Annotated in this window: 22 protein-coding genes; 12 read left to right on the plus strand and 10 right to left on the minus strand. The window is 68.2% G+C overall.

Features of this window, described 5'->3' with window-relative positions; translation table 11 throughout:
* Positions 1 to 14 precede the first annotated feature (14 nt).
* The 9 genes from G3M57_RS25400 (at position 15) to G3M57_RS25440 (ending at position 11,107) form a co-directional block, all read left to right on the plus strand.
* Positions 15 to 1,010, plus strand: coding sequence for a glycosyltransferase family protein (locus G3M57_RS25400; protein ID WP_163233499.1), 996 nt, complete (start codon positions 15 to 17; stop codon positions 1,008 to 1,010).
* 264 nt (positions 1,011 to 1,274) lie between these two features.
* Positions 1,275 to 2,072: an ABC transporter permease gene (locus tag G3M57_RS25405; RefSeq protein ID WP_163233500.1), complete on the plus strand. Its 798-nt coding sequence runs from the start codon at positions 1,275 to 1,277 to the stop codon at positions 2,070 to 2,072.
* A 6-nt stretch (positions 2,073 to 2,078) separates the two neighbouring features.
* Complete coding sequence (locus tag G3M57_RS25410; RefSeq protein WP_163233501.1) at positions 2,079 to 2,822, plus strand: ABC transporter ATP-binding protein; 744 nt, start codon at positions 2,079 to 2,081, stop codon at positions 2,820 to 2,822.
* Positions 2,815 to 3,318 (plus strand): GNAT family N-acetyltransferase, encoded by a 504-nt coding sequence (locus G3M57_RS25415; RefSeq protein ID WP_163233502.1) that lies wholly within the window; start codon positions 2,815 to 2,817, stop codon positions 3,316 to 3,318. The genes G3M57_RS25410 and G3M57_RS25415 overlap by 8 nt, the downstream gene beginning before the upstream one ends.
* Positions 3,315 to 4,427: a DegT/DnrJ/EryC1/StrS family aminotransferase gene (locus tag G3M57_RS25420; protein ID WP_163233503.1), complete on the plus strand. Its 1,113-nt coding sequence runs from the start codon at positions 3,315 to 3,317 to the stop codon at positions 4,425 to 4,427. Before G3M57_RS25415 ends, G3M57_RS25420 begins: the two co-directional genes overlap by 4 nt.
* Positions 4,424 to 5,674, plus strand: a complete 1,251-nt coding sequence (locus G3M57_RS25425; RefSeq protein ID WP_163233504.1) for a glycosyltransferase — start codon at positions 4,424 to 4,426, stop codon at positions 5,672 to 5,674. Before G3M57_RS25420 ends, G3M57_RS25425 begins: the two co-directional genes overlap by 4 nt.
* A gap of 9 nt (positions 5,675 to 5,683) precedes the next feature.
* Positions 5,684 to 8,593 (plus strand): glycosyltransferase family 2 protein, encoded by a 2,910-nt coding sequence (locus G3M57_RS25430; protein ID WP_163233505.1) that lies wholly within the window; start codon positions 5,684 to 5,686, stop codon positions 8,591 to 8,593.
* Positions 8,594 to 8,635: 42 nt separating this feature from the next.
* On the plus strand, positions 8,636 to 9,838 hold the full coding sequence (locus G3M57_RS25435) for a threonine ammonia-lyase (protein ID WP_163233506.1): 1,203 nt from the start codon (positions 8,636 to 8,638) through the stop codon (positions 9,836 to 9,838).
* Between the two features lie 417 nt (positions 9,839 to 10,255).
* Positions 10,256 to 11,107: an IS110 family RNA-guided transposase gene (locus G3M57_RS25440; protein WP_163233507.1), complete on the plus strand. Its 852-nt coding sequence runs from the start codon at positions 10,256 to 10,258 to the stop codon at positions 11,105 to 11,107.
* A 73-nt stretch (positions 11,108 to 11,180) separates the two neighbouring features.
* Here G3M57_RS25440 and G3M57_RS25445 read toward each other — a convergent pair whose 3' ends face one another.
* Complete coding sequence (locus G3M57_RS25445) at positions 11,181 to 12,047, minus strand: UTP--glucose-1-phosphate uridylyltransferase (protein WP_163233508.1); 867 nt, start codon at positions 12,045 to 12,047, stop codon at positions 11,181 to 11,183.
* A 182-nt stretch (positions 12,048 to 12,229) separates the two neighbouring features.
* Between G3M57_RS25445 and bamJ the strand changes: the two genes are divergently transcribed.
* A complete protein-coding gene (bamJ, locus tag G3M57_RS25450) occupies positions 12,230 to 12,763 on the plus strand; it encodes a BamJ family beta-barrel-assembly machinery protein (RefSeq protein ID WP_163233509.1) in 534 nt (177 codons plus the stop codon).
* Between the two features lie 2 nt (positions 12,764 to 12,765).
* On the opposite strand, the gene G3M57_RS25455 is transcribed toward bamJ, so the two are convergent.
* Positions 12,766 to 13,398, minus strand: coding sequence for a glutathione S-transferase N-terminal domain-containing protein (locus G3M57_RS25455; protein ID WP_163233510.1), 633 nt, complete (start codon positions 13,396 to 13,398; stop codon positions 12,766 to 12,768).
* Between the two features lie 99 nt (positions 13,399 to 13,497).
* On the opposite strand from G3M57_RS25455, the gene argE reads away from it, so the two are divergent.
* A complete protein-coding gene (gene argE, locus G3M57_RS25460; protein WP_163233511.1) occupies positions 13,498 to 14,691 on the plus strand; it encodes an acetylornithine deacetylase in 1,194 nt (397 codons plus the stop codon).
* Here the strand turns inward: argE and G3M57_RS25465 are convergent.
* The 7 genes from G3M57_RS25465 to G3M57_RS25495 all read right to left on the minus strand — a co-directional run bounded on the left by G3M57_RS25465 (position 14,654) and on the right by G3M57_RS25495 (position 22,294).
* Positions 14,654 to 15,697, minus strand: coding sequence for a glycosyltransferase family 2 protein (locus G3M57_RS25465; RefSeq protein ID WP_163233512.1), 1,044 nt, complete (start codon positions 15,695 to 15,697; stop codon positions 14,654 to 14,656). The two genes, argE and G3M57_RS25465, sit on opposite strands and share 38 nt — an antisense overlap.
* Positions 15,698 to 15,824: 127 nt before the next feature.
* Positions 15,825 to 16,913, minus strand: a complete 1,089-nt coding sequence (gene queG, locus G3M57_RS25470; RefSeq protein WP_163233858.1) for a tRNA epoxyqueuosine(34) reductase QueG — start codon at positions 16,911 to 16,913, stop codon at positions 15,825 to 15,827.
* A gap of 34 nt (positions 16,914 to 16,947) precedes the next feature.
* Positions 16,948 to 17,565: a hypothetical protein gene (locus G3M57_RS25475; protein WP_163233513.1), complete on the minus strand. Its 618-nt coding sequence runs from the start codon at positions 17,563 to 17,565 to the stop codon at positions 16,948 to 16,950.
* Positions 17,566 to 17,609: 44 nt separating this feature from the next.
* Positions 17,610 to 18,296 (minus strand): FtsZ-binding protein FzlA, encoded by a 687-nt coding sequence (fzlA, locus tag G3M57_RS25480; RefSeq protein ID WP_057187457.1) that lies wholly within the window; start codon positions 18,294 to 18,296, stop codon positions 17,610 to 17,612.
* A 147-nt stretch (positions 18,297 to 18,443) separates the two neighbouring features.
* Complete coding sequence (rfaE1, locus tag G3M57_RS25485; RefSeq protein ID WP_163233514.1) at positions 18,444 to 19,901, minus strand: D-glycero-beta-D-manno-heptose-7-phosphate kinase; 1,458 nt, start codon at positions 19,899 to 19,901, stop codon at positions 18,444 to 18,446.
* 79 nt (positions 19,902 to 19,980) lie between these two features.
* Positions 19,981 to 20,922 carry a cation diffusion facilitator family transporter gene (locus G3M57_RS25490; RefSeq protein ID WP_163233515.1) on the minus strand — a complete coding sequence of 314 codons (942 nt, stop codon included), beginning with the start codon at positions 20,920 to 20,922 and terminating at the stop codon, positions 19,981 to 19,983.
* A gap of 247 nt (positions 20,923 to 21,169) precedes the next feature.
* Positions 21,170 to 22,294, minus strand: a complete 1,125-nt coding sequence (locus G3M57_RS25495) for a citrate synthase/methylcitrate synthase (RefSeq protein ID WP_163233516.1) — start codon at positions 22,292 to 22,294, stop codon at positions 21,170 to 21,172.
* Positions 22,295 to 22,371: 77 nt separating this feature from the next.
* Between G3M57_RS25495 and G3M57_RS25500 the strand changes: the two genes are divergently transcribed.
* Complete coding sequence (locus G3M57_RS25500; protein WP_163233517.1) at positions 22,372 to 23,520, plus strand: citrate synthase; 1,149 nt, start codon at positions 22,372 to 22,374, stop codon at positions 23,518 to 23,520.
* A 4-nt stretch (positions 23,521 to 23,524) separates the two neighbouring features.
* Here G3M57_RS25500 and G3M57_RS25505 read toward each other — a convergent pair whose 3' ends face one another.
* Entirely contained in the window at positions 23,525 to 23,998 is a 474-nt protein-coding gene (locus G3M57_RS25505) for a hypothetical protein (RefSeq protein ID WP_163233518.1), read from the minus strand.
* Positions 23,999 to 24,006: the final 8 nt, after the last annotated feature.

The following is a 24,006-nucleotide window of genomic DNA, read 5'->3' on the forward strand; positions in this document are numbered from 1 at the left end:
CGCGGACGCGCGACGTGACCGCCGGCGTCGGCATCGCGATGGCGCTGAAGAACGTCAGCGGCGCGCTGGACCATGCGATCCAGTCGATGCGGGCGTTCGGCGTGACGGAGATCGCCGTCAGCGACGCCTCCGGCGACCCAAGCGTTCGCGAACGGTTCGCGCCCGTCGCCGACCTGATCACGGCCTATTTCGCCGAGCCCGACGGCGGCCAGTCGCATGGCCTGGACAAGGCTTTCCGGGCGTTGCGGAGCCCGGTCGTCGGCTGGCTCAACCACGACGACTTCCTGGTCCGCGACGGCGCCGACGCCGTCCTTCGAGCCCTGGAAACCCACGACGTGGTCTATGGCGAGGCGGAGTTCCTCAACATGCGCGGCGAGGTCGTCGGCTACCACCCGAACGTCTCGGACGATCTGGCCCGCCTGGGTCGGGAGAACCTGATCGCCCAGCCGAGCTGCTTCTTCCGCAACGCGCTTTATCGCGATGTCGGCGGCCTGGATTACGATCTGCACTACACGATGGACTGGGACCTCTGGATCCGGATGGCCCAGGCCGGGGCGGCGATCGCCTACACGCCCGCCCTGCTGTCGGGCGTCACGCTGGATCCGGACGCCAAGACCGCCAGGCTTTCGTTGAGCCGGGCGCGGGAAATCCAGGGCTTCCTTTCGCGCAGCGGGGCCAGCCTGGGAGAGCGCACCAACCTGATCGTGGAATCCATGAAGACCGCGCTCCTGTGGAAGCTGCGCGGCGACACCCCGGGCCACCCCTATTTCACCGTCTGGGCGCACAAGCACGGCTCCCGCCGGGCGTCCGCGGTCGCGGAGGGCAACCGGGTCAGCGTCTTCAGCCTCGAACCGGTCGACGGCGAGGTCCTGGTCTGGCGCCGCGGGGCCGACCAGGCCGATCGGGCGATCAGGGTCCAAGTCGCGAACGCCGCCGCCTTCCAGCCGGTAACCTTGGAACTGCCGTTCGCGATCACCGACCTGGGACGGGTGCGTTTCGAGGTCGGATAGTGGCCTCAAATCCCGTCCATTCGAGCCACAATTCTTTGCGAAACAATGGCTTCCCAAGGACACCAACGGTGCTGTTCCTCAGGCTTTACAACGTGCTGTCGTGTGCTAGAGAGGCGGGCGATTGCGCGACGGCGAAGCCTAGTCGGCTGGTCTTAAACGCCGGGTCAAGGCGTCGCCCGGTTGGCGTGATCGATCTGTTTTTCAGACATCAGCGACTCCTGCCCGCAGGTTCGCCAACATGTCGCCGCAAGAGTTGGAGAGCGTATGTCGCGTGCTAGTCTGTCGAGCGCCGTCAGCGACATATCCTCGGGAATCGGCGCTTGGCGGATTTGGACCGCCCTGGCGCTGACCGACATCAAGACCCGCTATCGACGGTCGCTGATCGGCCAGTTCTGGATCACGATCTCGATGGGCCTGACCATCGCGGCCCTTGCGATCGTCTATTCGCAGATCTTCAGGATCTCGCTCAGCGTCTATGTTCCGCTGATCACCGTCAGCTTCATCTGCTGGGGCTTGCTGGCGTCCTTCGTCAACGATAGCGCCATGGCCTTCCTCGACGCCGAAGGCTACATCAGGACGTCGACCCTGCCGAAGGCGACGTTCGTCTACCGGATGATCGCGCGCAACACGGTCGTCTTCGCGCACAACCTGATCCTCATCCCGATCGTCATGCTGATCTTCCGGATGGTTCCGGACTGGCATGTGCTGCTCTTCGTGCCGGCGTTCCTGCTGACCTTGCTGAACGGGATCTGGATCGCGCTGATCCTGGGGCCGATTTCCGCCCGCTTCCGCGACATGCCGCTGATGGTGTCGAGCCTGACCCAGATCGCGTTCTTCGTTTCACCGGTCATGTGGGAGCGCAAGCAGCTCAGCGCCCAGGGCCAATTGCTGGTCAACGCCAACCCGTTCGCAATCTTCCTTGAACTGTTGCGCGAGCCGCTTCTTGGCCGCGCGCCTTCGGCCTACCACTGGGCGTTCGCGATCGGGCTTACCCTGGTCGGCTGGGCCGCCGCGATCCTGCTCTATTCCCGCCTTCGTGCGCGAATTGCCTTCTATCTGTGAGGACGAATGGCGTCGATTGAACTGAACGGGGTGACGCTGTTCTACCCCATTTTCGACTCCCGCAGTCGTTCCCTCAAGAACACCGTCATGCGGAAGGTCGGCGGCCGGATCTACGGCAAGGGCGACCATGTGGAAGTGCGTGCGCTTTCGAACATCAGCCTGAAGATCAACAGCGGCGACCGCGTCGCCCTGGTCGGCCAGAACGGTGCGGGCAAGACGACCCTGCTGAAGGTGCTGGCGGGAATCTATGAACCGCCGACCGGCCGCATCAAGATCTCGGGCAGCATCTCCTCGCTGACCGACATGACCATGGGAATGGATCTGGAGGCCTCGGGCCGCGAGAACATTCTGATGCGCTGCATCTTCCTGGGCATGACTCATGCCCAGGCCCGTGAAAAGGCCGGAGAGATCGAGGCGTTCACCGAACTGGGCTCCTATCTGGACCTGCCGGCGCGCACCTATTCCACCGGCATGCTGGTGCGCCTGGGTTTCGCCGCCTCCACGGCGATGAGCCCCGACATCCTGGTGATGGACGAGATGATCGGCGCCGGCGACATGGCCTTCGCGGCCAAGGCCAGCGAACGGGTCTCGAGCTACGTGGACAACGCCAAGATCCTGGTGCTGGCCTCGCACAACAACGCCATTCTCCGGCAGTTCTGCAATCGCGCCATCTTCATAGACAGCGGCGAGATCCGCGCCGACGGCCCGGTCGACGAGGTGATCTCGCTCTATGAGAGCGCCTATGGCTGAGGCGCCGCGGACCGTTCCAGGCCAAGATCTCACAATCCGCCCCTTCGGCCCTTCCGACGTCGATCTTCTGGCGGCGTTCTTCGAAGCCGTCGCGACAGACCCCGCCGCGGACCGGTTTCATCCTCATCCGTTCACGCCAGAGGCGGCCCTCAGGATCGCCGAGCACCAGGGCCGGGACCTCTATGTGGGCCAGTTTCTCGACGGCAGGCTGATCGGCTACGGCATGTTGCGGGGCTGGGATGAGGGCTACCAGACGCCCTCGCTCGGCATCTATCTGGCCGCCGAGGCTCGAGGCCAGGGCCTGTCCAAGGCCTTGATGGACGACCTGCACGGCCGCGCCCGCGAACGCGGTGCGGAGAAGGTCCGGTTGAAGGTCTATAAGAACAATATCCCCGCCGCGAGCCTGTACGAAAAACTGGGCTATGTGTTCCTCACCGAGGAAGGCGAACAGCGCGTCGGCCTGCTAGATCTTGTTTCAAAGGGGGGTGGCCGTTGAGCTATCAATATCCGGTTTATCGCCCGCGCCTCACGGGCCGCGAACGGGAACTGGTGCTTGAGTGCATCGATTCCACGTGGATTTCGTCGAAGGGCAAGTTCATCGGCGAGTTCGAAAGCAAGTTCGCCGACTTCATCGGCGCCGAGCACGCCTTGAGCGTCTCCAACGGTACAGTCGCGCTGCACGTCGCCCTGGAGGCGCTGGGTATCGGCCCTGGCGACGAGGTCATCGTCCCGACCCTGACCTACATCGCCTCCGTCAACGCCATCCTCTACACGGGCGCCACCCCCGTGTTCGTCGATAGCGAACAAGAGTACTGGCAACTGTCCGTCGACGACGTCCGCGCCAAGATCACCGAGCGGACCAAGGCGATCATGCCGGTGCACCTGTACGGCCAGGCCTGCGACATGGAAGCCTTGGTGGCCCTGGCCGCCGAGCATTCGATCTACCTGGTCGAGGACTGCGCCGAGGCTCTGGGCACGCGGATCGGCGATCGCTTCGTGGGCACGTTCGGCGACGTGGCCACCTTCAGCTTTTTCGGCAACAAGACGATCACGACGGGCGAAGGCGGCATGGTCGTCGCCAAGGACCCGGCCGTGGCCAACCTGATCTCGCGCCTCAAGGGTCAAGGCCTGGCCGCGAACCGCGAGTACTGGCACGACATCGTCGGCTATAACTATCGCATGACGAACATCTGCGCGGCGATCGGCTGCGCCCAGATGGAGGACGTCGAAGGCGTCATCGCCCAGAAGCAGCGGATCGCCGAATGGTACGCCCAGGGCCTGACCGGCCTGCCGCTGGCGCGCCACGCGGTCAAGCCCGGCACGTTCCATAGCTTCTGGATGGTGTCGGTCATCACCGATGCGGCCGAGGACCGTGATCCGCTGCGCGAGCATCTCAAGGCGGTCGGCGTGGAGACGCGCCCTCTGTTCTATCCGGTCCACACCATGAGCATGTACGGGGGCGGCGACCCGGCGGCGTTCCCGGTGGCCGACCACCTTTCCCGCCGCGGCCTCAACCTGCCCAGCTATCCGGACCTGGCGGAAGACGATGTGTCCCGGATCTGCGGTCACATCCGCGCTTACTTCAGCCGCAACGGTAGACCATGACCCGGCCCATTCGCGTCGCTCTTCTCGCGCACGAATTCCTCATCAACATCGGCGCGAACGATTTTCTGAAGAACATCATTCGCGGTCTCGCCCTGCGGGAGCAGAACGAGATCATCTTCCTATGCCCGCGCGGCGAGAACCGTATCGAGCATCAGGTCCCGACGGCGGCCAAGGCCGCGCTCAAGAAGAACCCGATCGTCGAGGCGCTGCTGCGGGGAATCCTGCGCCAGGCTCGGCAGGCCCGCGCGAAGGTGGTCAAGCCGGACCCCGGGCCGTACGATTTCTATCGGGACGCCTGCCCGCGGATGCGGTTCATCGAGACCGACCTGGACGTGGAATCGCTGCGCCGCCTGAAGATCGAACACCAGATCGACGTCTTCCTGCCGTCCATCCACATCCTGCCCAAGGACATTCCCTACGTCACCTACTGGCCCGACTGCCAGCCCAAGCACTATCCCGAATTCTTCGACGACGAATCCCAGCGGGTTCGCGACGAACGGATCAACGGCCTGTTCGCCACGGGCAAGCCGATGATCATCAATTCCCGCGACGCCAAGTCGGACATGGTCCGCTTCTACGACGCCAACCCGGACCAGATCTTCGAGCTGCCCTTCGCGCCGATCATTGAGTTCGACCGGCTGACCCCGCATCCGGAGTTGGCGCGGCCCTATGGCCTGACCAAGCCCTACTTCATGGTCTGCAACCAGTTCTGGGTCCACAAGTCGATCGAGACGGTGATCGAAGCGGCCGTCATCGTCAAACAGCGCCAGATGAACGTCGAGATCGTGTTCACGGGCAAGATGCAGGAGCCCCGTCGTCCTCAGTACATCACCATGCTCAGACAGATGGTGATCGACAACGACCTGGGAGACGTGGTGCGGTTCCTGGACTACATCCCTAAGAACGATCAGCTCGAACTGATGCGCTCGGCCATCGCCGTTATCCAGCCGACCCTGTTCGAAGGCGGCCCCGGCGGCGGCTCGATCTATGATGCGGTCAGCCTCGGCGTCAGGGCGATCGCCTCCGACATTCCGATCAACCACGAGCTCCCTCTTGATCCAGAGCGCCTGGTCCTGTTCAAGAAACGCAACGCCAAGGACCTCGTCGACAAGATGCAGAAGATGATGGCCTCCCCGAACCGGGGACCGTCCTTCGAGGACCTTTATCAGCAGTCGAAGGCGTCGGCCGGCAAGCTGTCGACCCGCCTCTACCAGGCGATCGACTACGCGATCGCCCAGGACGGGTAGGGGGAAAGCATGGCCGTCGCCAAGGTCACCGTCGTCACGGTCTGTCTCAACGTCAGGGATACGATCCGGCTCACTCTGGAATCCGTGGCGCGCCAGACGTTCCCCAACATGGAGCACGTGATCATCGACGGCGTCTCCACCGACGGCACGCTCGATATCATCCGCGAATACCCCGTCGCCTACCTGTCCAGTGAGAAGGACAAGGGCGTCTACGACGCGATGGACAAGGGTTCCCGGGCCGTCACCGGCGATATCGTGATCTTCCTCAACGCGGGCGACACCTTCTACGACGACGAGGTCTGCGAGAAGGTCGCGGCCTTCTTCGACGAAAGCGGCGCCGACATCGTGTTCGGCGACCTCCTGCCGGTTTACCTAAAGCCCAGCGACACCCACGACCACGGCGCCTTCACCAGCGGTCAGGTCCTGGACCTGAGCTATGTGGTCAATCGCCGGAACCTCTACAACGAATCCATCCATCACCAGGCCACCTTCTACCGTCGCTGGGTGGTCAAGAAGTGCACCTACGCCTGCGCCCAGCCCGAGGCCACCGGCGAATACAACGTGCTTCTCAAGGCCGTGATGAAGCTCGGCGCCAAGGTCAAGCACGTCCCGCTGCCCATTTCCCGTTTCGCGCTGGGCGGTATCAGCACGGGCAATTTCGAGAAGGAATGGGCGCGCTACGTCAAGGCGCGCGATATTCTCCGCTCGCTCTACTATCCCAGCGTCGAAAGCGTGCGGATCAAGGACGAGCTGGAATTTCGCCACGCACCGCTCGCCCGTCCGCTCACCCGGATCGAACGCCGAACGGTGCTCAAGGAACGGATCAAGGCGCTTGCGCCCTTCAAGATCTATGATCGCCTGGCGCGCGGGATAACGGCGCGCATCGTCAATCAACTCGCCGCTGAACTGCACGCCGCGCGCCAGCACGGCGAGGTTCAGTCCTATCAGCTGTTGATGGGCGTCGAGGCCAATTTCCGCGCGCATTTGGCGGAAACCAAGGGCGAGATCCATCAGGTCCGTCGTGACCTGGAGCAGATGGAAGCGCGCCACAAGGCCGACCTGGCGCGGGTCAAAACGAGCCTGGCCGGCCGGTTGGACGGCCTGGTCGCGATCCCGGAAACTCTCGAACAGGTGCGGGACCAGGTCGAGGCGCTGGGCAAGTCGGCGGCCCGCCGAGACGCGCTGAAGACCATGGGCGTCCGGATCGACCAGATCGGCGCCGACCTCCGGATCATCGACTCGAACATGGCCGCGATCCGCGAACAGACCTCGGGCGCGGATCGGGTCGGCCAGACCATAGACCGCATCGCCGACCACATGAACGGCCACGACGCGCTGCTCAATAGCGTCGGCGCCGACCTGAAGGCCTTCGCCACGACCCTGACCTCCGTCCACGATCAGGCGATCGCCGGAAACGGCAAGGTCGAACGCATCGCCGACTACATGAACGGCTACGACGCGCTGCTCAACAACGTCGGCGCCGACCTGAAGGCCTTCGCCGCGACCCTGACCTCCGTCCACGATCAGGCGATCGCCGGAAACGGCAAGGTCGACCGCATCGCCGACTACATCCACGGCTACGACGCGCTGCTCAGCAATGTCGGCGCCGACCTGAAGGCCTTCGCCGCGACCCTGACCTCCGTCCACGATCGAACGATCGCCGGGACCGACAAGGTCGATCGCATCGCCGACTACATGAACGGCTACGACGCGCTGCTCAGCAATGTCGGCGCCGACCTGAAGGCCTTCGCCGCGACCCTGACCTCCGTCCACGATCGAACGATCGCCGGAACCGACAAGGTCGACCGCATCTCCGACTACATCCACGGCTACGACGCGCTGCTCAACAATGTCGGCGCTGACCTGAAGGCCTTCGCCGCGACCCTGACCTCGGTCCACGATCAAGCGGCGGCGGGGACGGACAAGGTGCTGGATCGTCTCGAGAGCCAGTCCGTCACCCTGCGGGAGACCAGGGGCCAGCTGTCGCAAGACCTGCAGTCGACCGGCAACGCCGTGCTTCGCTACGCCACGCTTTCCGAGCAGCGCGACGCTCACCTCAAGCATGAGCTGATGGGCGTGCGAGCCAATCTGGGCTTGATGCGCATCGAGGGGCGCGAGAACCCCACGTTCGAACAGAACGGCGTGAAGGTCTTCTCCCAATGGGACGAAGACGGACTGATCGACCACATTGTCGCTCATTGCGAGATTCCCAACCGCAGCTTCGTGGAGATCGGCATCGGCGACTATACGGAGGCCAATACCCGCTTCCTGCTGACGGAGCGGGGCTGGTCGGGCGTCGTTGTCGATTCGACCACCGCGGATATCGAAAAGCTGCGCGGCAGCGAGGCCTATTGGCGATACCCTCTGACCGCGCTCAACAGCTTTGTCGCCGCCGAGAACGTCAACGAGATCATCGCCACCGGCGGATTGAAGGGCGATATCGGCCTGTTGTCGATCGACATCGACGGCATGGACTATTGGATCTGGAACGCGATCGAGGTCGTCAGTCCTCGGATCGTCGTCTGCGAGTACAACGGCATCTTCGGCTCGAAGGCCGCCGTCACCGTGCCCTATGAGCCCGCCTTCGATCGGCGGACCAAGCACTACAGCTGGCTGTACGGCGGAACATCGCTCGGCGCGCTTGGCCATCTGGCGGCCCGCAAGGGCTACACCCTGGTGGGCTGCAACGCCGGCGGCAACAACGCCTTCTTCGTCCGCAACGACGTGATGGCGGCCGGCGACCTGAAACCCAGCGCCAGGCCCTACCGCAAGCCCGTCTTCCGCGAGTCGCGCAATCCCGACGGCACGTTGAGCTTTCTCGACGTCGCCGAGGGCGTCAAACTGATCCGTGATCTTCCGGTCTATGACGTCGCGCGCGACAAAACGATCAAGATCGCTGACGTCGACCTGGTCTTTTGATCAACGCTGCGGTCTCGGCCGCGTCCAAACGCTGGGCCTCCAATGACCTTGTCCATCGATTCCATCCGCGCCGCCGCGGCCCGCCTCTCCGGCCAGATCGAGCGCACGCCGTGCCGCTACTCTCGGACGCTGTCCAAGATCACCGGCGCCGAGGTGTGGGTGAAGTTCGAGAACCTGCAGTTCACCGCCGCCTACAAGGAGCGTGGCGCGCTCAATAAGCTGATGCTGCTGTCGAACTCCGAGAAGGCCAAGGGCGTCATCGCCGCCAGCGCCGGCAACCACGCCCAGGGCCTGGCCTACCATGGCGCGCGCCTCGGCGTGCCGGTGACCATCGTCATGCCCAAGACCACGCCCTTCGTGAAGGTGCAGCACACCCGCGACTTCGGCGCCAACGTCGTCATCGAGGGCGAGACCTATGACGACGCCTCCGCCCACGCCCGCAAGCTGCAGGCCGAGCAGGACCTGACCTTCGTCCACCCGTTCGACGATTACGATATCATGGCCGGCCAGGGCACGATCGCCCTGGAGATGCTGGAGGACGCGCCGGACCTGGAGGTCCTGCCCGTCCCCATCGGCGGCGGCGGCCTGATCAGCGGCGTGGCCACCGCCGCCAAGGCGGTCAAGCCCGATATCCACATCATCGGCTGCGAGCCGGCGATGTATCCGTCGTTCACCGCCAAGATGCGCGGCGTCGCGGCCCATTGCGGCGGCCAGACCATCGCCGAGGGCGTGGCGGTCAAGACCGTGGGCGACCTGACCTACGGTGTCGCCCGGCCGCTGATCGACGACGTGCTGCTGCTGGAAGAGCCGCACATCGAACAGGCCGTGGCCCTGTACTGCAATGTCGAGAAGACCATCGCCGAGGGCGCCGGCGCCGCCTCCCTGGCCGCCCTGCTGGCCTATCCGGAACGCTTCCGCGGCAAGAAGTGCGGCCTGATCCTGTGCGGCGGCAATATCGACACCCGCCTGCTGGCCTCGGTCCTGACCCGCGAGCTGGTCCGCGCCCAGCGCCTGGTGTCCCTGCGGATCGTCGGCGACGACCGCCCGGGCCTGTTGTCGACCGTGGCCAGCGTCATCGGGTCGATGGGCGCCAACATCATCGAGGTCAACCACAACCGCCTGGCCCTGGACGTGCCGGCCAAGGGCGCGGAGTTCGACATCACCATCGAAACCCGCGACGCCCAGCACACCCAGGACGTCATGAACGCCCTGCGCGAGAAGGGTTACCCGCCGCGCGCGGTGTAGAACTCTCCTTCTCCCCTTGCGGGAGAAGGTGTCAGCCGCAGGCTGACGGATGAGGGGTCGAAGAACGAAAAGCCGCGCCCAGTCGCAAGACCGTGCGCGGCTTTTGATTTCTGAGAGACCCCTTGTCTGTTGGAGAAGCGGTAAGCTGCTGGTGTCTTCCGGGACGTCCGCCTGGTGTTCTCAGCACCAGGCGGACCGCCGGCGGAGGGACCGATAACCCCTGAGCGTTTTGGCGCTGCGGGTGAGCCTGGTCGCCGCTGGCATATCCATGACCCGGATGGTTGCAGGGACGTATGGGTCCGGAGCCACAAGGATGGGATCGATGGATAGGAACAAGTCTAGCACAACGATCGCCGGGATCGATGTGGGCAAGCGCCAGTTGGATGCGGCCGTGCTCGGCAGGCCGAGCAGCATCGGGTGGCCAACGACGCAGCGGGCTGGGAAGGGCTGATCGCCTGGCTGGCGGAACGCGGCGTCAGACGCGTGGGGCTGGAGGCGACGGCGGGCTACGAGCGCGGCGTGCGGGCCAGACTTGAGGCGGCGGGGCTGGAGGTGGTGGTGCACCAGCCGCTGGAGGTGAAGCTGTTCGCGCGCCTCAAGCGGCGGCGGGCCAAGACCGACCGGCTGGATGCGGCGCTGATCGCGGCGGCGACGGCGCAGGTGGACACGGTGCGGGCGGCCCAGGACCCGCGCCTGGCCCATCTGGCCGAACGCCTGACGGCCTACGAGCAGATCAGCGACCAGGCCGCCCAGCTGAAGACCTTCATGGAGCATGTGACCCTGCCCGATCTGGCCGCCAGCCTGGGCGAGCAGATCCAGAGCCTGGCGCGGCTGAAGGCCCGGCTGGCGCGCGAGATCCTGGCCGCGCTCAAGGCCTGGCCCGACCTTCTGGCCCGCTGGACGCTGCTGCGGTCTCTGCCAGGTGTCGGGCCGCTGGTGGCCGCCAGCCTGGTGATCCGCATGCCCGAGCTGGGCGCCCTCAAGCGCGGCCAGCCCGCCAGCCTGCTGGGCGTGGCTCCCTTCGACCGCCAGTCGGGCCAATGGAAGGGCCAGAGCTTCATCGGCGGCGGTCGAAGCCGACCTCGCCGCATGCTCTATCTGGCCGCCATCGCCGCCAAGCGCTTCGATGCCGCCTTCAAGATCTTCGCCGATCGCCTCCTGGCCGCCGGCAAACCGCCCAAGGTCGCCATCGTCGCCGTCATGCGAAAACTCGTCGAAGCCGCAAACCTCGTCCTCAAGCGACAGCAGCCCTGGGTTCGCCACGCCTGATCAACATGGTTGCTCACCCGACCCCACTCCGTGGGGCCACCCTCTCCCGCAAGGGGAGAGGGATCGGCGTGATCTAAAGCAGTCCCTGGATCATCGCCCGGGCCGCGTCGGCCAGGTCCGGACGCTTCAGCGCCAGGGCGACATTGGCCCGCAGCAGGCCGATCTTGTCGCCGCAGTCATAGGTCTCGCCCTCGTATTCCAGGGCGTGGAAGTCCTGGCTTTCCAGCAGGGTCAGCATCGAGTCGGTCAGTTGGATCTCGCCGCCGGCGCCCTTGCCCTGCTTTTCCAGCAGGTCGAAGATCTCCGGCTGCAGGATGTAGCGGCCCGAGATGAACAGGTTCGAGGGCTCGGTTCCCTTCGGCGGCTTCTCGACCATGCCGGTCATGCGGTTCAGGCGGCCCTCCTGGCCGTCCAGCGCCACGATGCCGTACTGGTGGGCCATGCCCTCCGGCGCCGGCTCGACCACGACGATGTTGCCGCCCTTCTGGTCGTAGGCCTCGATCGCCTGGGCCAGGGCCGGCTTGGACGCCGACATCACCATGTCGGGCAGCATCACCGCGAACGGCTCGTCGCCGACGATGTCGCGGGCGCACCACACCGCGTGGCCCAGGCCCAGCGGGGCCATCTGGCGCACGAAGCTCATCTCGCCCGGCCGGGGCAGCTCGCCCAGCAGTTCCTCGAGCAGGGCGGTCTTGCCCTTGGCGGCCAGGGCGGCCTCCAGCTCGACTTGGTGGTCGAAATAGTCCTCGATCGCGCCCTTGTTGCGTCCCGTCACGAAGACGAAATGCTCGATGCCCGCGGCGCGGCCTTCTTCGACGATGTACGACAGGATCGGCCGATCGACGACGTTCAGCAGCTCCTTCGGGGTCGTCTTGGTGCCGGGCAGGACTCGGGTGCCGAAACCTGCGACGGGAAGGACGGCTTTGCGGACGGGTTTCATGAAGGCCTCGTGAGCGGTCACTGGTGCGGACGGTTTCTAGGGCGCGCTGCGATCGGGCGCCACCATTGTTCTGTGACTGCGCGTCGCAAACTCCGGCCAAGCTCGCGGCTGCCGAAAATCGGCGCGCGGTCGAGCGCGAATTGGTCTAGCACGGGCGGATGTTTGTCGGAGCCCGTTGTTCCATGGTCCGTCCTCTCGGTTTCGCCCTCGCCCCCAAGCTCCTTCTCGGCGCCGTTCTCACTGCGGCCCTGGCCCTGTCCGCCTGCGGTCCCAGCAAGAAGCAACAAGAAAGCCTGGCCGCGGCGCAGGCGTTCCTGGCCCAGAACGCCAAGCAGCCGGGCGTGGTCACCCTGGCCGACGGCCTGCAGTACAAGGTCGTCCGCTCGGGCCCGCCCGGCGGGGCCAAGCCGGCGCCCACCGACGAGGTCAAGGTCAATTACGAGGGCAAGCTGGTCGACGGCACGGTGTTCGACAGCTCCTACGAGCGGGGCGTGCCCGCCTCGTTCCCGCTGCAGGGCCTGGTGCCGGCCTGGAAGGAAGCCCTGGTCATGATGCGCCCGGGCGACGAGTGGACCCTCTACGTGCCGCCGGAGCTGGGCTATGGCGCCCAGGACAAGGGCCCGATTCCCGGCAACAGCGTGATGATCTTCCGCATCGAGCTGATCGATGTCCTGCCCACGAAGATCCAGGCGCCCAAGCAACGCCCGCCGGCCTAGCTCTACACCTTCGGCACGGCCATGCCGCGTCGTACGGCCGCGCGCTCGCCGATCCGCTGCAGCCAGGCCCGCACCGCCGGCAGGGGCGGACGGTCCGGCTGAACCTTCTCCAGGGTCTCCAGCGCCGCCTGGGTCCAGGCGAAGCAGGCGATGTCGGCGATCGAATAATCGTCGCCGGCCAGGTAGCGGACCTTCTCCAGCCGGCCTTCCATCACCCCCAGCAGCCGCCGCACCTCGTCGGCGAAGCGGTCGATGGCCAGTTCGATGGGCTCCGGCGCGCGCAGGGCGAAATAGCCCAGCTGTCCGGCCATCGGCCCCAGCCCGCCGACCTGCCAGAAGGTCCATTCCAGGGCCGCCACCCGCGCTGGCCCCGAGGCCGCCAGCAGCTTGCCGGTCTTCTCGGCCAGATAGACCAGGATCGCCCCGCTCTCGAACACCGACTGCGGCCCGTCTGGCGCATCATGGTCGATAATGGCCGGGATCTTGTTGTTGGGCGAGATGGCCAGGAAATCGGGCGCGAACTGCTGGTTCTGGCCGATGTCGACCGGATGGACGCGGTACGCCAGCCCCAGCTCCTCCAGGGCGATGGGGATCTTGCGGCCGTTAGGCGTGGTCCAGGTGTAGAGGTCGATCATGGCGCGTCTCCGCTTGTCGCTCAGGCATTAGAACGCGAAACCGGCCGCCCCGGCCACGCCCCGGTAGGCGCGGGTCGGCCGCCGGGCTAGGGTCGCGCCATGGTTCGTTCCCCACAGATCGCCTCGTCCGAAGTCCTGGCCGCCCGCGCCGTCGACATCCTCGCCACCCTGGTGGCCTTCGACACCACCTCGCGCCTGTCCAACCTGGCCCTGGTCGAGTGGGTCGAGGCCTATCTGGCCGATCTTGGCGTCGCCTCGCGGCGCGTGCCCAACGCCGACGGGACCAAGAGCAACCTGCTGGCCAGCATCGGTCCGGCGATCCCGGGCGGCGTCGTGCTGTCGGGCCACACCGACGTGGTGCCGGTCGACGGCCAGCCCTGGACCAGCGATCCGTTCGTCCTGACCCCGCGCGACGGCCGGCTCTACGGCCGCGGGACCTGCGACATGAAGGGCTTCCTGGCCCTGGCTCTCGCCGCCGCGCCGGACCTGGCCAAGGCCGCCCTCGACCGCCCCGTCCACCTGGCCTTCTCCTATGACGAGGAGGTCGGCTGCCTGGGCGCGCCGGACATGATCGCGGTGATCGCCGACGAACTGCCTCGTCCGGCCCTGGTGGTGGTCGGCGAGCCCACCGACATGGTCGCCGTGCGCGGCCACAAGGGCATCGCCAGCTTCCGCGTCACGGTCACCGGCCGCGAGGCCCATTCCAGCCTGACCCACCTGGGGGTCTCGGCCAACATGGTCGCCATCAAGCTGATGAACCATCTGGTCGAGCTGTCCGAGCGACTGGAGCGCGAGGCCGACCCCGCCTCGCCGTTCACCCCAAAGGGCGCGACCCTGACCGTCGGCCAGGTCAACGGCGGCACCGCGGTCAACATCCTGGCCCGGGAGTGCGTGTTCATCTTCGACCTGCGGGTTCCCGCCGGCCTGGAGCCCCGGGAAATCCTGGCCGACTTCTTCGCCCTGGCCGACCAGATGGACGCCCAGGTCAAGGCCAAGGCCCCCGAAGGCGGCGTGGTGGTCGAGACCCGCTCGATGACCCCCGCCTTCGCCCCCGAGGTCGATGGGGCGGCCGAGACCTTCGCCCGTCGCATCGCTGGCGACAATGGTCCGCCGCGCGTCGTGCCCTACGCCGCCGAGGCCGGCCAGTTCCAGGGCGCTGGATTTTCGACGGTGATCTGCGGCCCCGGCTCGATCGACCAGGCCCACCAGCCCGATGAATATGTCGAAATCAGCCAGATGGAACGGGGCGCGGCCTTCATGCGGCGACTGATCGAGGAGCTTTCCCAGGCTTGACGGTCGGGGACCGGTGACGCCGGATGACGATCCGCCGGCCGAAGAAGGCCACGGGATCGATGGCCATGGCCCGCAGGATGTCCCAGGAGCCGACCCTGCGCGCCGCCTGCAGTTCCCGCCGCGACGCCAGGATCGGGTCCAAGGCCTGGCGCTGGAAGGCCGCTCGGATCCCGCGGACCACCGGTGCGGCGTCACCCCGCCGCCAATGCAGCAGCAGCAGGCCCGCCGTCACCGCCACATGCAGCGGCGCGGTCAGCCACAACAGCAGCGGCGGCGTGTTCTTGATGAAGGTCCAGACGCGATTGCGCGACCCGTGGAAGATCGCGAAGTCCGACCGCACCCCGGTGCTGGCCGAACCCACATGCTCGACCACCGCGCCCGGCAGCAGCAGGGTCGGCTCGCCGGCCAGCCTTAGGCGATAGCCCAGGTCGACGTCCTCGCAGTAGCAGAAGAACCGCTCGTCGAAGCCGCCCAGGCTCAGGAAGAGGTCGCGATCGATCAGGGTCGCCGCGCCGCAGGCCGAGAAAACCTCGCCCTCCGGCAGGCGCGGCGGCAGGCGTCGGCGATAGCCCCCCCGGAACGGGATGCCGGCCGAGGTCATCACGTCGCCGGCCCCGTCCATCAGCTCCGGCGCGTCAGCCACCATCTGCAGCGACGTGAAACAGCGGACGTCCGGGTGGCGGGCGACCCCCGCGATCAGCGTCTCCAGCCAGTCGGGCCGGGCGTAGGCGTCGGGATTGAGCAGCACCAGCCAGCGCCCCCTGGCCTCTCGCGCCGCCAGGTTGTTGCCGGCCGCGAAGCCGAGATTGGCCCCCGGCTGCAGGAAGCGGATCGCCGGATCAGCGGCGACCGCCGCCTGGGGCGCGCCGTCGCTCGAAGCGTTGTCGACCAGCAGGATCTCGAAATCGATGAAGGTTTGAGTCCGCAAGGCTTCCAGGCAGCGCGCCAGTGTCGGACCGCTCTGGTACGAGACGATGATGACGCTGACGAGCGGCGGCGAATCCATGGACACGACTGTTCTGTGAGGACGAGCGGGGGAACTGGCTACCACAGCCCGATAGCTCCCAGGTACAATGATCGCGGCGAAATATCATCGCGCCAAGGGCCGGCGCCGCGGACCGCGCCGAGGCGTTTCAGGACGCCCTCTCCCACTCGTCCCGCACCGCAGGATCCTCCTCGGCCGCCGCCCCGGCGAGCCGCGCGAACGCCTCGCCGTCCAGCAGCCGCCTCGCCGCCCACACCGCCGCGCCGCGCACCACCGGCGAGGGATCGGCCAGCAGCGGCGCGACCACCGTCATCAGCCGTGGATCGCCGCTGTTGCCGATCGCGTAGAGCACGTTGCGTACGAAGCGGTCGCGGCCGATGCGCTTGACGGGGCTCTTGCTGAACAGCGCCCGGAACGCCGGATCGTCCAGTCCGGCCAAGTCCGCCAGCGAGGGTCCCTTCAAGGTCTCGCGGGCGTGGAAGGCCATTTCGCTGGAGAGGCGGGCGAACTTGTTCCACGGGCAGGCGGCCAGGCAGTCGTCGCAGCCATAGATGCGGTTGCCCAGGGCGGGCCGGAACTCGACCGGAATCGGGCCCGCCAGCTCGATCGTCAGGTAGGAGATGCAGCGCCGCGCATCCAGCCGGTTCGGGGCCGGAAAGGCCCCGGTCGGGCAGATGTCGAGGCAGGCGGTGCATGAGCCGCAGTGGTCGCGCTCGGGCGGGTCGGCCGGCAGGTCCAGGGTGGTCAGCACGCTGCCCAGGAACAGCCACGAGCCGAACTGGCGCGAGACCAGGTTGGTGTGCTTGCCCTGCCAGCCCAGGCCGGCCCGCTGGGCCAGGGGTTTTTCCATCAGCGGGGCGGTGTCGACGAACACCTTCACCTCGCCGCCGAACCGGCCGTGCATCCAGCGGGCCAGGGCCTTGAGCCGCTTCTTGATCACCTCGTGATAGTCGTCGCCCTGGGCGTAGACGCTGATCGCCGCCCGGGACTGATCCTGCAAGGCCAACAGGGGGTCGTGCTCGGGGCCGTAGTTGACGCCCAGCACCACCGCCGTCTTCGCGTCGGTCCACATGGCCGTGGGATGGGCGCGACGGTCCAGCGTCTCCGCCATCCAGCCCATGGCCCCGTGGAAGCCCTCGGCCACGAAATCGCGCAGCCAGCCGCCGTTGGGCCAGGCGTCGCTGGCGCTGGCGAAGCCGCACGTGTCGAAGCCCAGCCGCAGGGCCTCGGCGCGGATGTCGGCCTTGGCCTGGTCCGCCTGGCTGGAGGTTTCAGCGGCGGTCGGAGGCGGCTTTTCGGGCTTGAGCGAGAGCGTCACGGTTCTGGAAAAGGGTCTCGATGGCGGCGATCTGCGTCTCGATCGCCTCCCAGTCTACCTCACCCGGCTGCTCGACGCGCGCGGCGATATCGGTCAGATGCTGGGAGATCTCGCGTTCGCCCGCGAGGCTCTCGCGATACGAGGTCAGGGCGGCCTCGACCCTTGCTTGCGCCGCCTCGCTTTGCATCGACGAATCGTCGCGCGCCCGGTCGGCCAGGGTTGCGACGTCGCGCTCGGCGGCGTCGGCCGCGTCGAGCATGGCGTCGGCGTGCTTGCGGATCTCCGCCGAGACCGTCAGGCGGTCATCGAGCCCACCGGGCTTCTCGGCCGCGAACACCGCCATCAGCCCCTGATCAGCGCTGATCGCCGCGGTGTTGAGGCTCTTTTGCGGATGATCGGGCACGTTGATCTGGGCGTTGGCGGCTTCCAGGCCCTGGCTATGGGCCGCCCGCTCGACGATCGACTTGTCGAAGATCTGGGGATCGACCTCGGCGTTCTGCGCCGCCGCCGGCGACCCGAGGCCCGTCATCAGGGCGAGGGCGGCCGCGATCGGCAGGAGCGTTCGGCGCATGACGTCTCTCCGAGGGGCGGCTCGCCCCTCCGAAGGATCATGCGTCAGAAGTCGAGATCGTCATAGTGCGCGACCGGCGCCAGGCCCGGCCAGCGATCGGCCAGGATCGGTCGGAAGGCGGGCCTGGACTTCAGCTTCATGTACCAGGTCTTGGTCGCCGGGAAGTCCTTCCACGGCACGTCGCCGAAATAGTCGATCACCGACAGGTGGGCGGCGGCCGCAAAGTCGGCCAGGCTCATCCGCCGGCCGGCCAGCCAGTCGCGGGTGTTCAACAGGCCTTCTATGTAGTCCATATGCTGGCGCAGGGCGTCGCGGCCCCGGCGCAGCGACGACAGGTCCGGCGCGCCCAGCCGCAGAAGACGCTTTTCCATCTTCTCGTGCAGCAGGAAGCCGTTGACCTCGTTGTCGAACTTGCGATCGAACCATTGCAGCAGCCGGCGCGCCTCGGCCCGCTCGCCCGGCTCGCGGCCCAGCAGGGCCGGTTCGGGTTCCTGCTCCTCGATGTGCTCGAGGATGGCCCGGTTCTCGGCGATCACCGTGGTGCGCTGATGCTTGGTCTCGATCAGCACCGGCGGCAGGCCCGACGGGTTGAGCTTGAGGAACTCGGTTGGCCCTTCCCAATAGCGCACCTGCACCTCGACGAACGGCAGGCGCTTCTCGCCCAGGGCGAGGCGCACCTGGCGGGAGGCCGGATCGAGGGGAAAGTGGTGAAGGGTTCGTTCGACGCTCATGCCCACGCGCATTCAGGCTGCATCGTTCGATCGATGCGCCGTTTTGCTTAACAACAGCTTGCTGAACGCCGGTCATCGGCCGACTTCACGGCCGAATTAAGGGATTTCGTAAGGTTTCTCGGCGTCCGGCCCGATCGCGACCGCGGATCACGCCTTGGCGTTCATCCGGCCGATCAGGTTGGTGGTGCTCTGGCCGGCCTTCAGCTGGGCCAGCAACACCTTGCCGCCATAGCCCAGCACCACGTCCGAGCCGACCACGGTCTCGACCGTGTAATCGGCGCCCTTGACCAGCACGTCGGGGCGGAAGGCCTGGATCAGGGCCAGCGGGGTCGGCTCGTCGAACAGCACCACCAGGTCCACCGCCGACAGCGAGGCCAGCACGGTGGCGCGGCCGCCCTCCTTCTGCACCGGCCGGGTCGGGCCCTTCAGGCGCTGGACCGAGGCGTCGGTGTTCAGGCCGACGATCAGCCGGTCGCACGCCGCCTTGGCCTGGGCCAGCAGCGACACGTGGCCCGGGTGCAGCAGGTCGAAGCAGCCGTTGGTGAAGCCCACCTTCAGGCCCCGGGCCCGCCAGCCGGCGACGACAGCCAGGGCCCCGTCCAGATCGGCGATCTTGTCGGCGACGGGATCGGCGTGCTCGCCATGGGCCAGACCGACCAGCTCGTCGGCGGTGACCACGTCGGTGCCCAGCTTGGCCACCACCAGGCCGGCGGCCAGGTTGGCCAGGCGGGCCGCGTCCAGCGGACTGGCGCCGCGCGCCAAGGCCAGCGCCAGGGTCGCGGCGACGGTGTCGCCGGCGCCCGAGACGTCGAACACTTCCAGGGCCGTCGCCGGCAGATGGACAGGGGCCTCGCCGCGCACCGCCAGGGTCATCCCCGCCCCGCCCCGGGTGATCAGGGTGGCCGACAGATTGGGCGCGCCGGCCAGGATGGCGTCGGCGGCGTCGGCGGCGGCCTCGTCGCCGGCTCCGGTCACGCCGGTGGCCTCCGCGGCCTCGCGGCGGTTGGGCTTGATCAGCGTCGCGCCGTCATAGCGGGAGAAGTCCCGGCTCTTGGGGTCGACGATCACCGGCTTGCCGGCGGCGTTGGCGGCCGCGATGGCGGCCTTCAGGACCACGGGGGTCAGCACGCCCTTGGCGTAGTCGGACAGCACCACCACGTCGACCTCGCGCAGGTGGGCGTTGAACGCCGCCAGCAGGGCCTGGCCGTCGGCCTCGCCCCGGTCCTCGCGGTCGGCGCGCAGCATCTGGTGCGAGCCGGAGATGTAGCGGGTCTTCTCGGTGGTGCGGCGGCGGGCGTCGACGATCAGGGCCGAGTCGAGGCTGGGCTCCCGGTCGATCAGGCCATTCAGCGCCCGGCCGGCGTCGTCGTCGCCGACCACCCCCACCAGCACCGCCCGGCCGCCCAGGGCCGCGACGTTGCGAGCCACGTTGCCCGCCCCGCCCAGCATCGCCGTCTCGCGCTCGACGGCGATCACCGGCACCGGCGCCTCGGGCGAGATGCGGTCCACCGCGCCGTAGACGAACCGATCCAGCATCACGTCGCCCAGCACCAGCACGGTGGCGCCGGCGAAGGCTCGCGGCAGCTTGGCCAGGGTGTCGTCCATTGGAAGGGTTGCTCGTCGTCTGTGCAGGAAGCGCCATTTGGCCCCGTCGGGCGCGGTCGGCAAGCCCGGCGATGCGCGCTCAGCCCGGCGGCGCCTCGCCGAACGCCCCGCCATGCGGCTCGGCCGCGCCGCGCGGATCGGGGTGAAGCAGGATGTCGGCGGCCGGAAAGACCTCGAGGACGCGGTTCTCGGCCGCCACCATCACCGCATGGGCGACGCTCAGGACCAGGGCCGGATCCAGGTCCATGTGGGCCTGGACGTGCATGTAGGGGCCCGAGGCGCGGGTGCGCACCTGGTGGACGCCGAGCACCCGGGGGTCGGCGGTCAGCAGGGCGATGATCCGTTCGCGGTCCTCCAGCGGCAGCTCGTGGTCCATCAACTGGTGGGCCGCCTCGCGAAACACGCCGATCGCCCCCCACAGCAGCCACAGCGCCACGGCCAGGCCCGCGGCGGCGTCCACCCAGGCCAGATGCAGCAGGCTGGCCGCGCCGAGGCCGACCAGCGACACGGCGTTCGACGCCAGGTCGGCGGCGTAGTGGGCGCGGTCGCCCGACACCGCCACCGAGCGCGTCCTCTTGGTCACCTCGGTCTGGGCCCGGATCAGCAGCAGGGTCAGGACGATCGAGGCGGCCATCACGCCGACGCCCAGGGCGCCGTGCTCGGGCGGCGCGGCGCGGCCGAAGGCGCGGATCGCTTCCTGGCCGATCAGCGCCGCCGACGCGAACACCAGGCCGCCCTGGGTCAGGCTGGCGAAGGCCTCGGCCTTGCCATGGCCGAAGCGGTGTTCGGCGTCGGGCGGGACGGCGGCGTAGCGCACGGCGTAGAAGGTGATCAGCGAGGCGACCAGGTCCAGCCCGCTGTCGGCCAGCGAGGCCAGCAGGGCCACCGAATGCCCCATCAGCCAGGCCACGCCCTTGATCGCGATCAGGACGGCCGCCACGCCCACCGACAGGGTCGTGACCCGGCGGGTCAGCACCAGGGACTCGGCGGCGGTCAGGGCGGGGGCGAACGGAGCGGACATGGATGCTGTCTAGCAAGGCTCGCCGCACAGCCCCAGCGAGAACGACTCGCGCGACAGGTTCGCAAGGTAGGCCGTGGCGCCCCTACCCTTCAGCCGGCATCCCGGGCCTCGTGCCCGGGACCCCTGGTTCAGCTGACGGTGAGAAACAATGGCGCGCCGGCGCGCCGCCCCTCCGCAGCTACGGCGGGCAAAGGGGTCCCGGGCACGAGGCCCGGGATGACGGTTGCTAAGTTAAGAGCGGCTCTCCCTAGGCCGCCGCCTTGGTCCTCGGCCCCACATAGACCGACTGCGGGCGGACCAGCTTGCCGGTGGCCAGCTGTTCGCGGGCGTGGGCGATCCAGCCGGCGGTGCGGCCCATGGCGAACACGCAGGTGAACGCGGGCGGCGGCAGGCCCAAGGCCTCCAGCAGGACGGCGGTGTAGAACTCGACATTGGTGTCCAGCGGCCGGTCGGGCTTGTGGTCGCGCAGGATCCGCAGGGCGGCCTGTTCCACCGCCTCGGCGAAGGCCAGGCGGCCGGGAACCGTGCTGGAGGTCTGGGCCAGCTGGCGGATCGCGGCCTTCAGGGCGTCGGCCCGCGGGTCGCGGACCCGGTAGATGCGGTGGCCGAAACCCATCAGCCGGTCGCCGCGCGCCAGGGCCGCCAGGATCCAGGCCTGGGCGTTGTCGGGCGCGCCGATGGCGTCCAGCATCTCGATCACCGGCCCGGGCGCCCCGCCGTGCAGCGGGCCCTTCAACGCCGAGATTCCGGCCAGCACCGCCGAGGTCAGGCCGGCGCGGGTCGAGGCCACCACCCGGGCGGCGAAGGTCGAGGCGTTCAGGCCGTGGTCGCAGACCGTGACCAGATAGGCGTCCAGCGCCCTCGCCTCCCCGTCCGTCGCCGGAACGCCGCGCGTCATCCGCAGCATGTCGGCGGCGTGCGATAGCGCCGCATCGGGCGCGACCGGCGACTGGCCAGCGGCGACCCGCAGCACGGCGGGCGTGAAGACGGCGGGGGCGGCGATCAGCAGCAGCGCCGTGTCGAGGCCATCGCCGTCGGGCAGGCGGGCGATCAGGGCGCGGACAGCCTCGACCGGATCGCGCCGGGCCAGACCCTCGTCCAACGCGGCGACCTCGGCGAAGGCCCGAACCCGGGCCGCGCCGAGGGCCGCGCCCAGGTCCGACGGCATCCCGTCGAAGAAGCCGTCCAGCAGCAGGTGGGCGACGTCCTCGAAGCTCGCGCGATGGGCCAGATCCTCGACGGCGTAGCCCCGGATCGTCAGGCGGCCGGCCTGGCCGTCGACGTCGGAGAGCACGGTATGGGCGGCGACGACGCCTTCCAGGCCTTCGGCGACGGGACCAGCGGCGGGAACGGCGGAAAGACCCTTGGACATGGATGAGGTCTCCTTTCGACCCGCAATCCACGCCTCCGAAGCTTGATCGTCAATCTTGATCAATATAATCAATATGAATGGCCGAGTGGATCGATGCGGAACAGGCGATGGCGGCGCTGGGGGTGCGGGCTCAGACGCTGTACGCCTATGTCAGCCGGGGTCGGGTGGGCGCGACGGCGCATCCCGACGATCCGCGCCGCAGCCTCTATCGCGCCTCCGACGTCGCGGCCCTGGCGGCGAAGAAGGCCCGCGGGCGGCGGGCCGCCGACGTGGCGGCCGAGGCCATCGCCTGGGGCGAGCCGGTCCTGCCGTCGGCGATCACCACGGTCGAAGGCGGGCGCCTCTTCTATCGCGGCCAGGACGCCGTCGACCTGGCGCGCATGCACAGCCTGGAGCAGGTCGCCCGCCTGCTGCGCGGCGGCCATGGCGCGCCGTTGACCGGGCCGGAGCCCAAGAAGCCCAAGAAGGGCGAGACGCCGCGCGCCCGGCTGTTCTCCACCCTGGCCGCCCGCGCCGGGATCGACCCGCCGGCCCGAGGCCGCGCGCCGCTGGCCCTGGCCATGGAGGCGGCGGGCCTGCTGGAAGCGGCCGCCGACGCCGTCGCGGGCGCGATCGGCGGGGGCCCCATCCACCAGCGCCTCGCCGACGCCTGGGCCCTGGACGCCCACGGCGCCGACCTCGTCCGCCGGGCCGTGGTGCTGCTGGCCGACCACGAACTGAACGCCTCGACCTTCGCGGTGCGGGTCGCCGCCTCGACGGGCGCTTCCTTGGCGGCCGCGTCCCTCGCCGGGCTGGCGGCCCTGTCGGGTCCCCTGCACGGGGGCATGGCGGCGCGGGTGGAGATGTTCGTCGACGAGGCCGAGCGGCGCGGGCCAGCCAGGGCCGTGGCCGAACGCCTGGCCCAGGGCTCGGCCATGCCCGGCTTCGGCCACCCGCTCTATCCCGACGGCGACCCGCGGGCGGCGGCCCTGCTGGGCGCCTTCAAGGTCCCGGCCGTGCTGGCGCAATTGCGCGCCGAGACGGAAGCCGCCACAGGCCTCCTGCCCAACATCGACTTCGCCCTGGTGGGGATGTCCCGCACCCTGGCCCTGCCGGCCGACGCGCCGTTCAGCCTGTTCGCCGTCGGGCGGATGGCGGGCTGGCACGCCCACGCCATCGAGCAGCTGCAGACGGGCAAGCTGATCCGGCCCCGGGCCCGGTACGTGGGTGTGAGACCGGGAGCCTGATCCCTTAAGACCTGGGCCCGTTCAGGTCCTGAAGTCCCTCGCTGGCCTTCAGGATCGCCTCGATGTCGCTGTCGCGCACGACGAAGGTCTTGAGATCGCGCCCGGCTCCGCAGCGATCGACCGCCGCCCTGATCGTCCGCCGCAGGGCGTCGCGGACCAGCCGGACCCGCGCCGGGCCAGGCTTGTTGAGCGCCTTGGGCGAAAGGTCCGTCGAGCCCGTTGGGGGCGGGCAGCCAGGAACGTCACCCAAGGCGGTGTAAGCCTCGTTCGCCGTCCTGACGATCACCAGCTGAACACCATTGACCGTAGCCCTGGCGGAGCAGCCCTCGACATGGTTCCAGCTGGTGAAGCTGCCGTCGCGCACGCACCTCAAGTCCCATGGACCGACCCCACCGAGATCGGTGGGATCGTCCCAACCTGGCCCGGACGGGACCTGCACCGCCGTCGTCGCGGCCAGGAGCATCAAGGTGTGCAGCATGGGCCTCT

This window comes from Caulobacter rhizosphaerae (assembly GCF_010977555.1).
Taxonomy (GTDB): domain Bacteria; phylum Pseudomonadota; class Alphaproteobacteria; order Caulobacterales; family Caulobacteraceae; genus Caulobacter; species Caulobacter rhizosphaerae.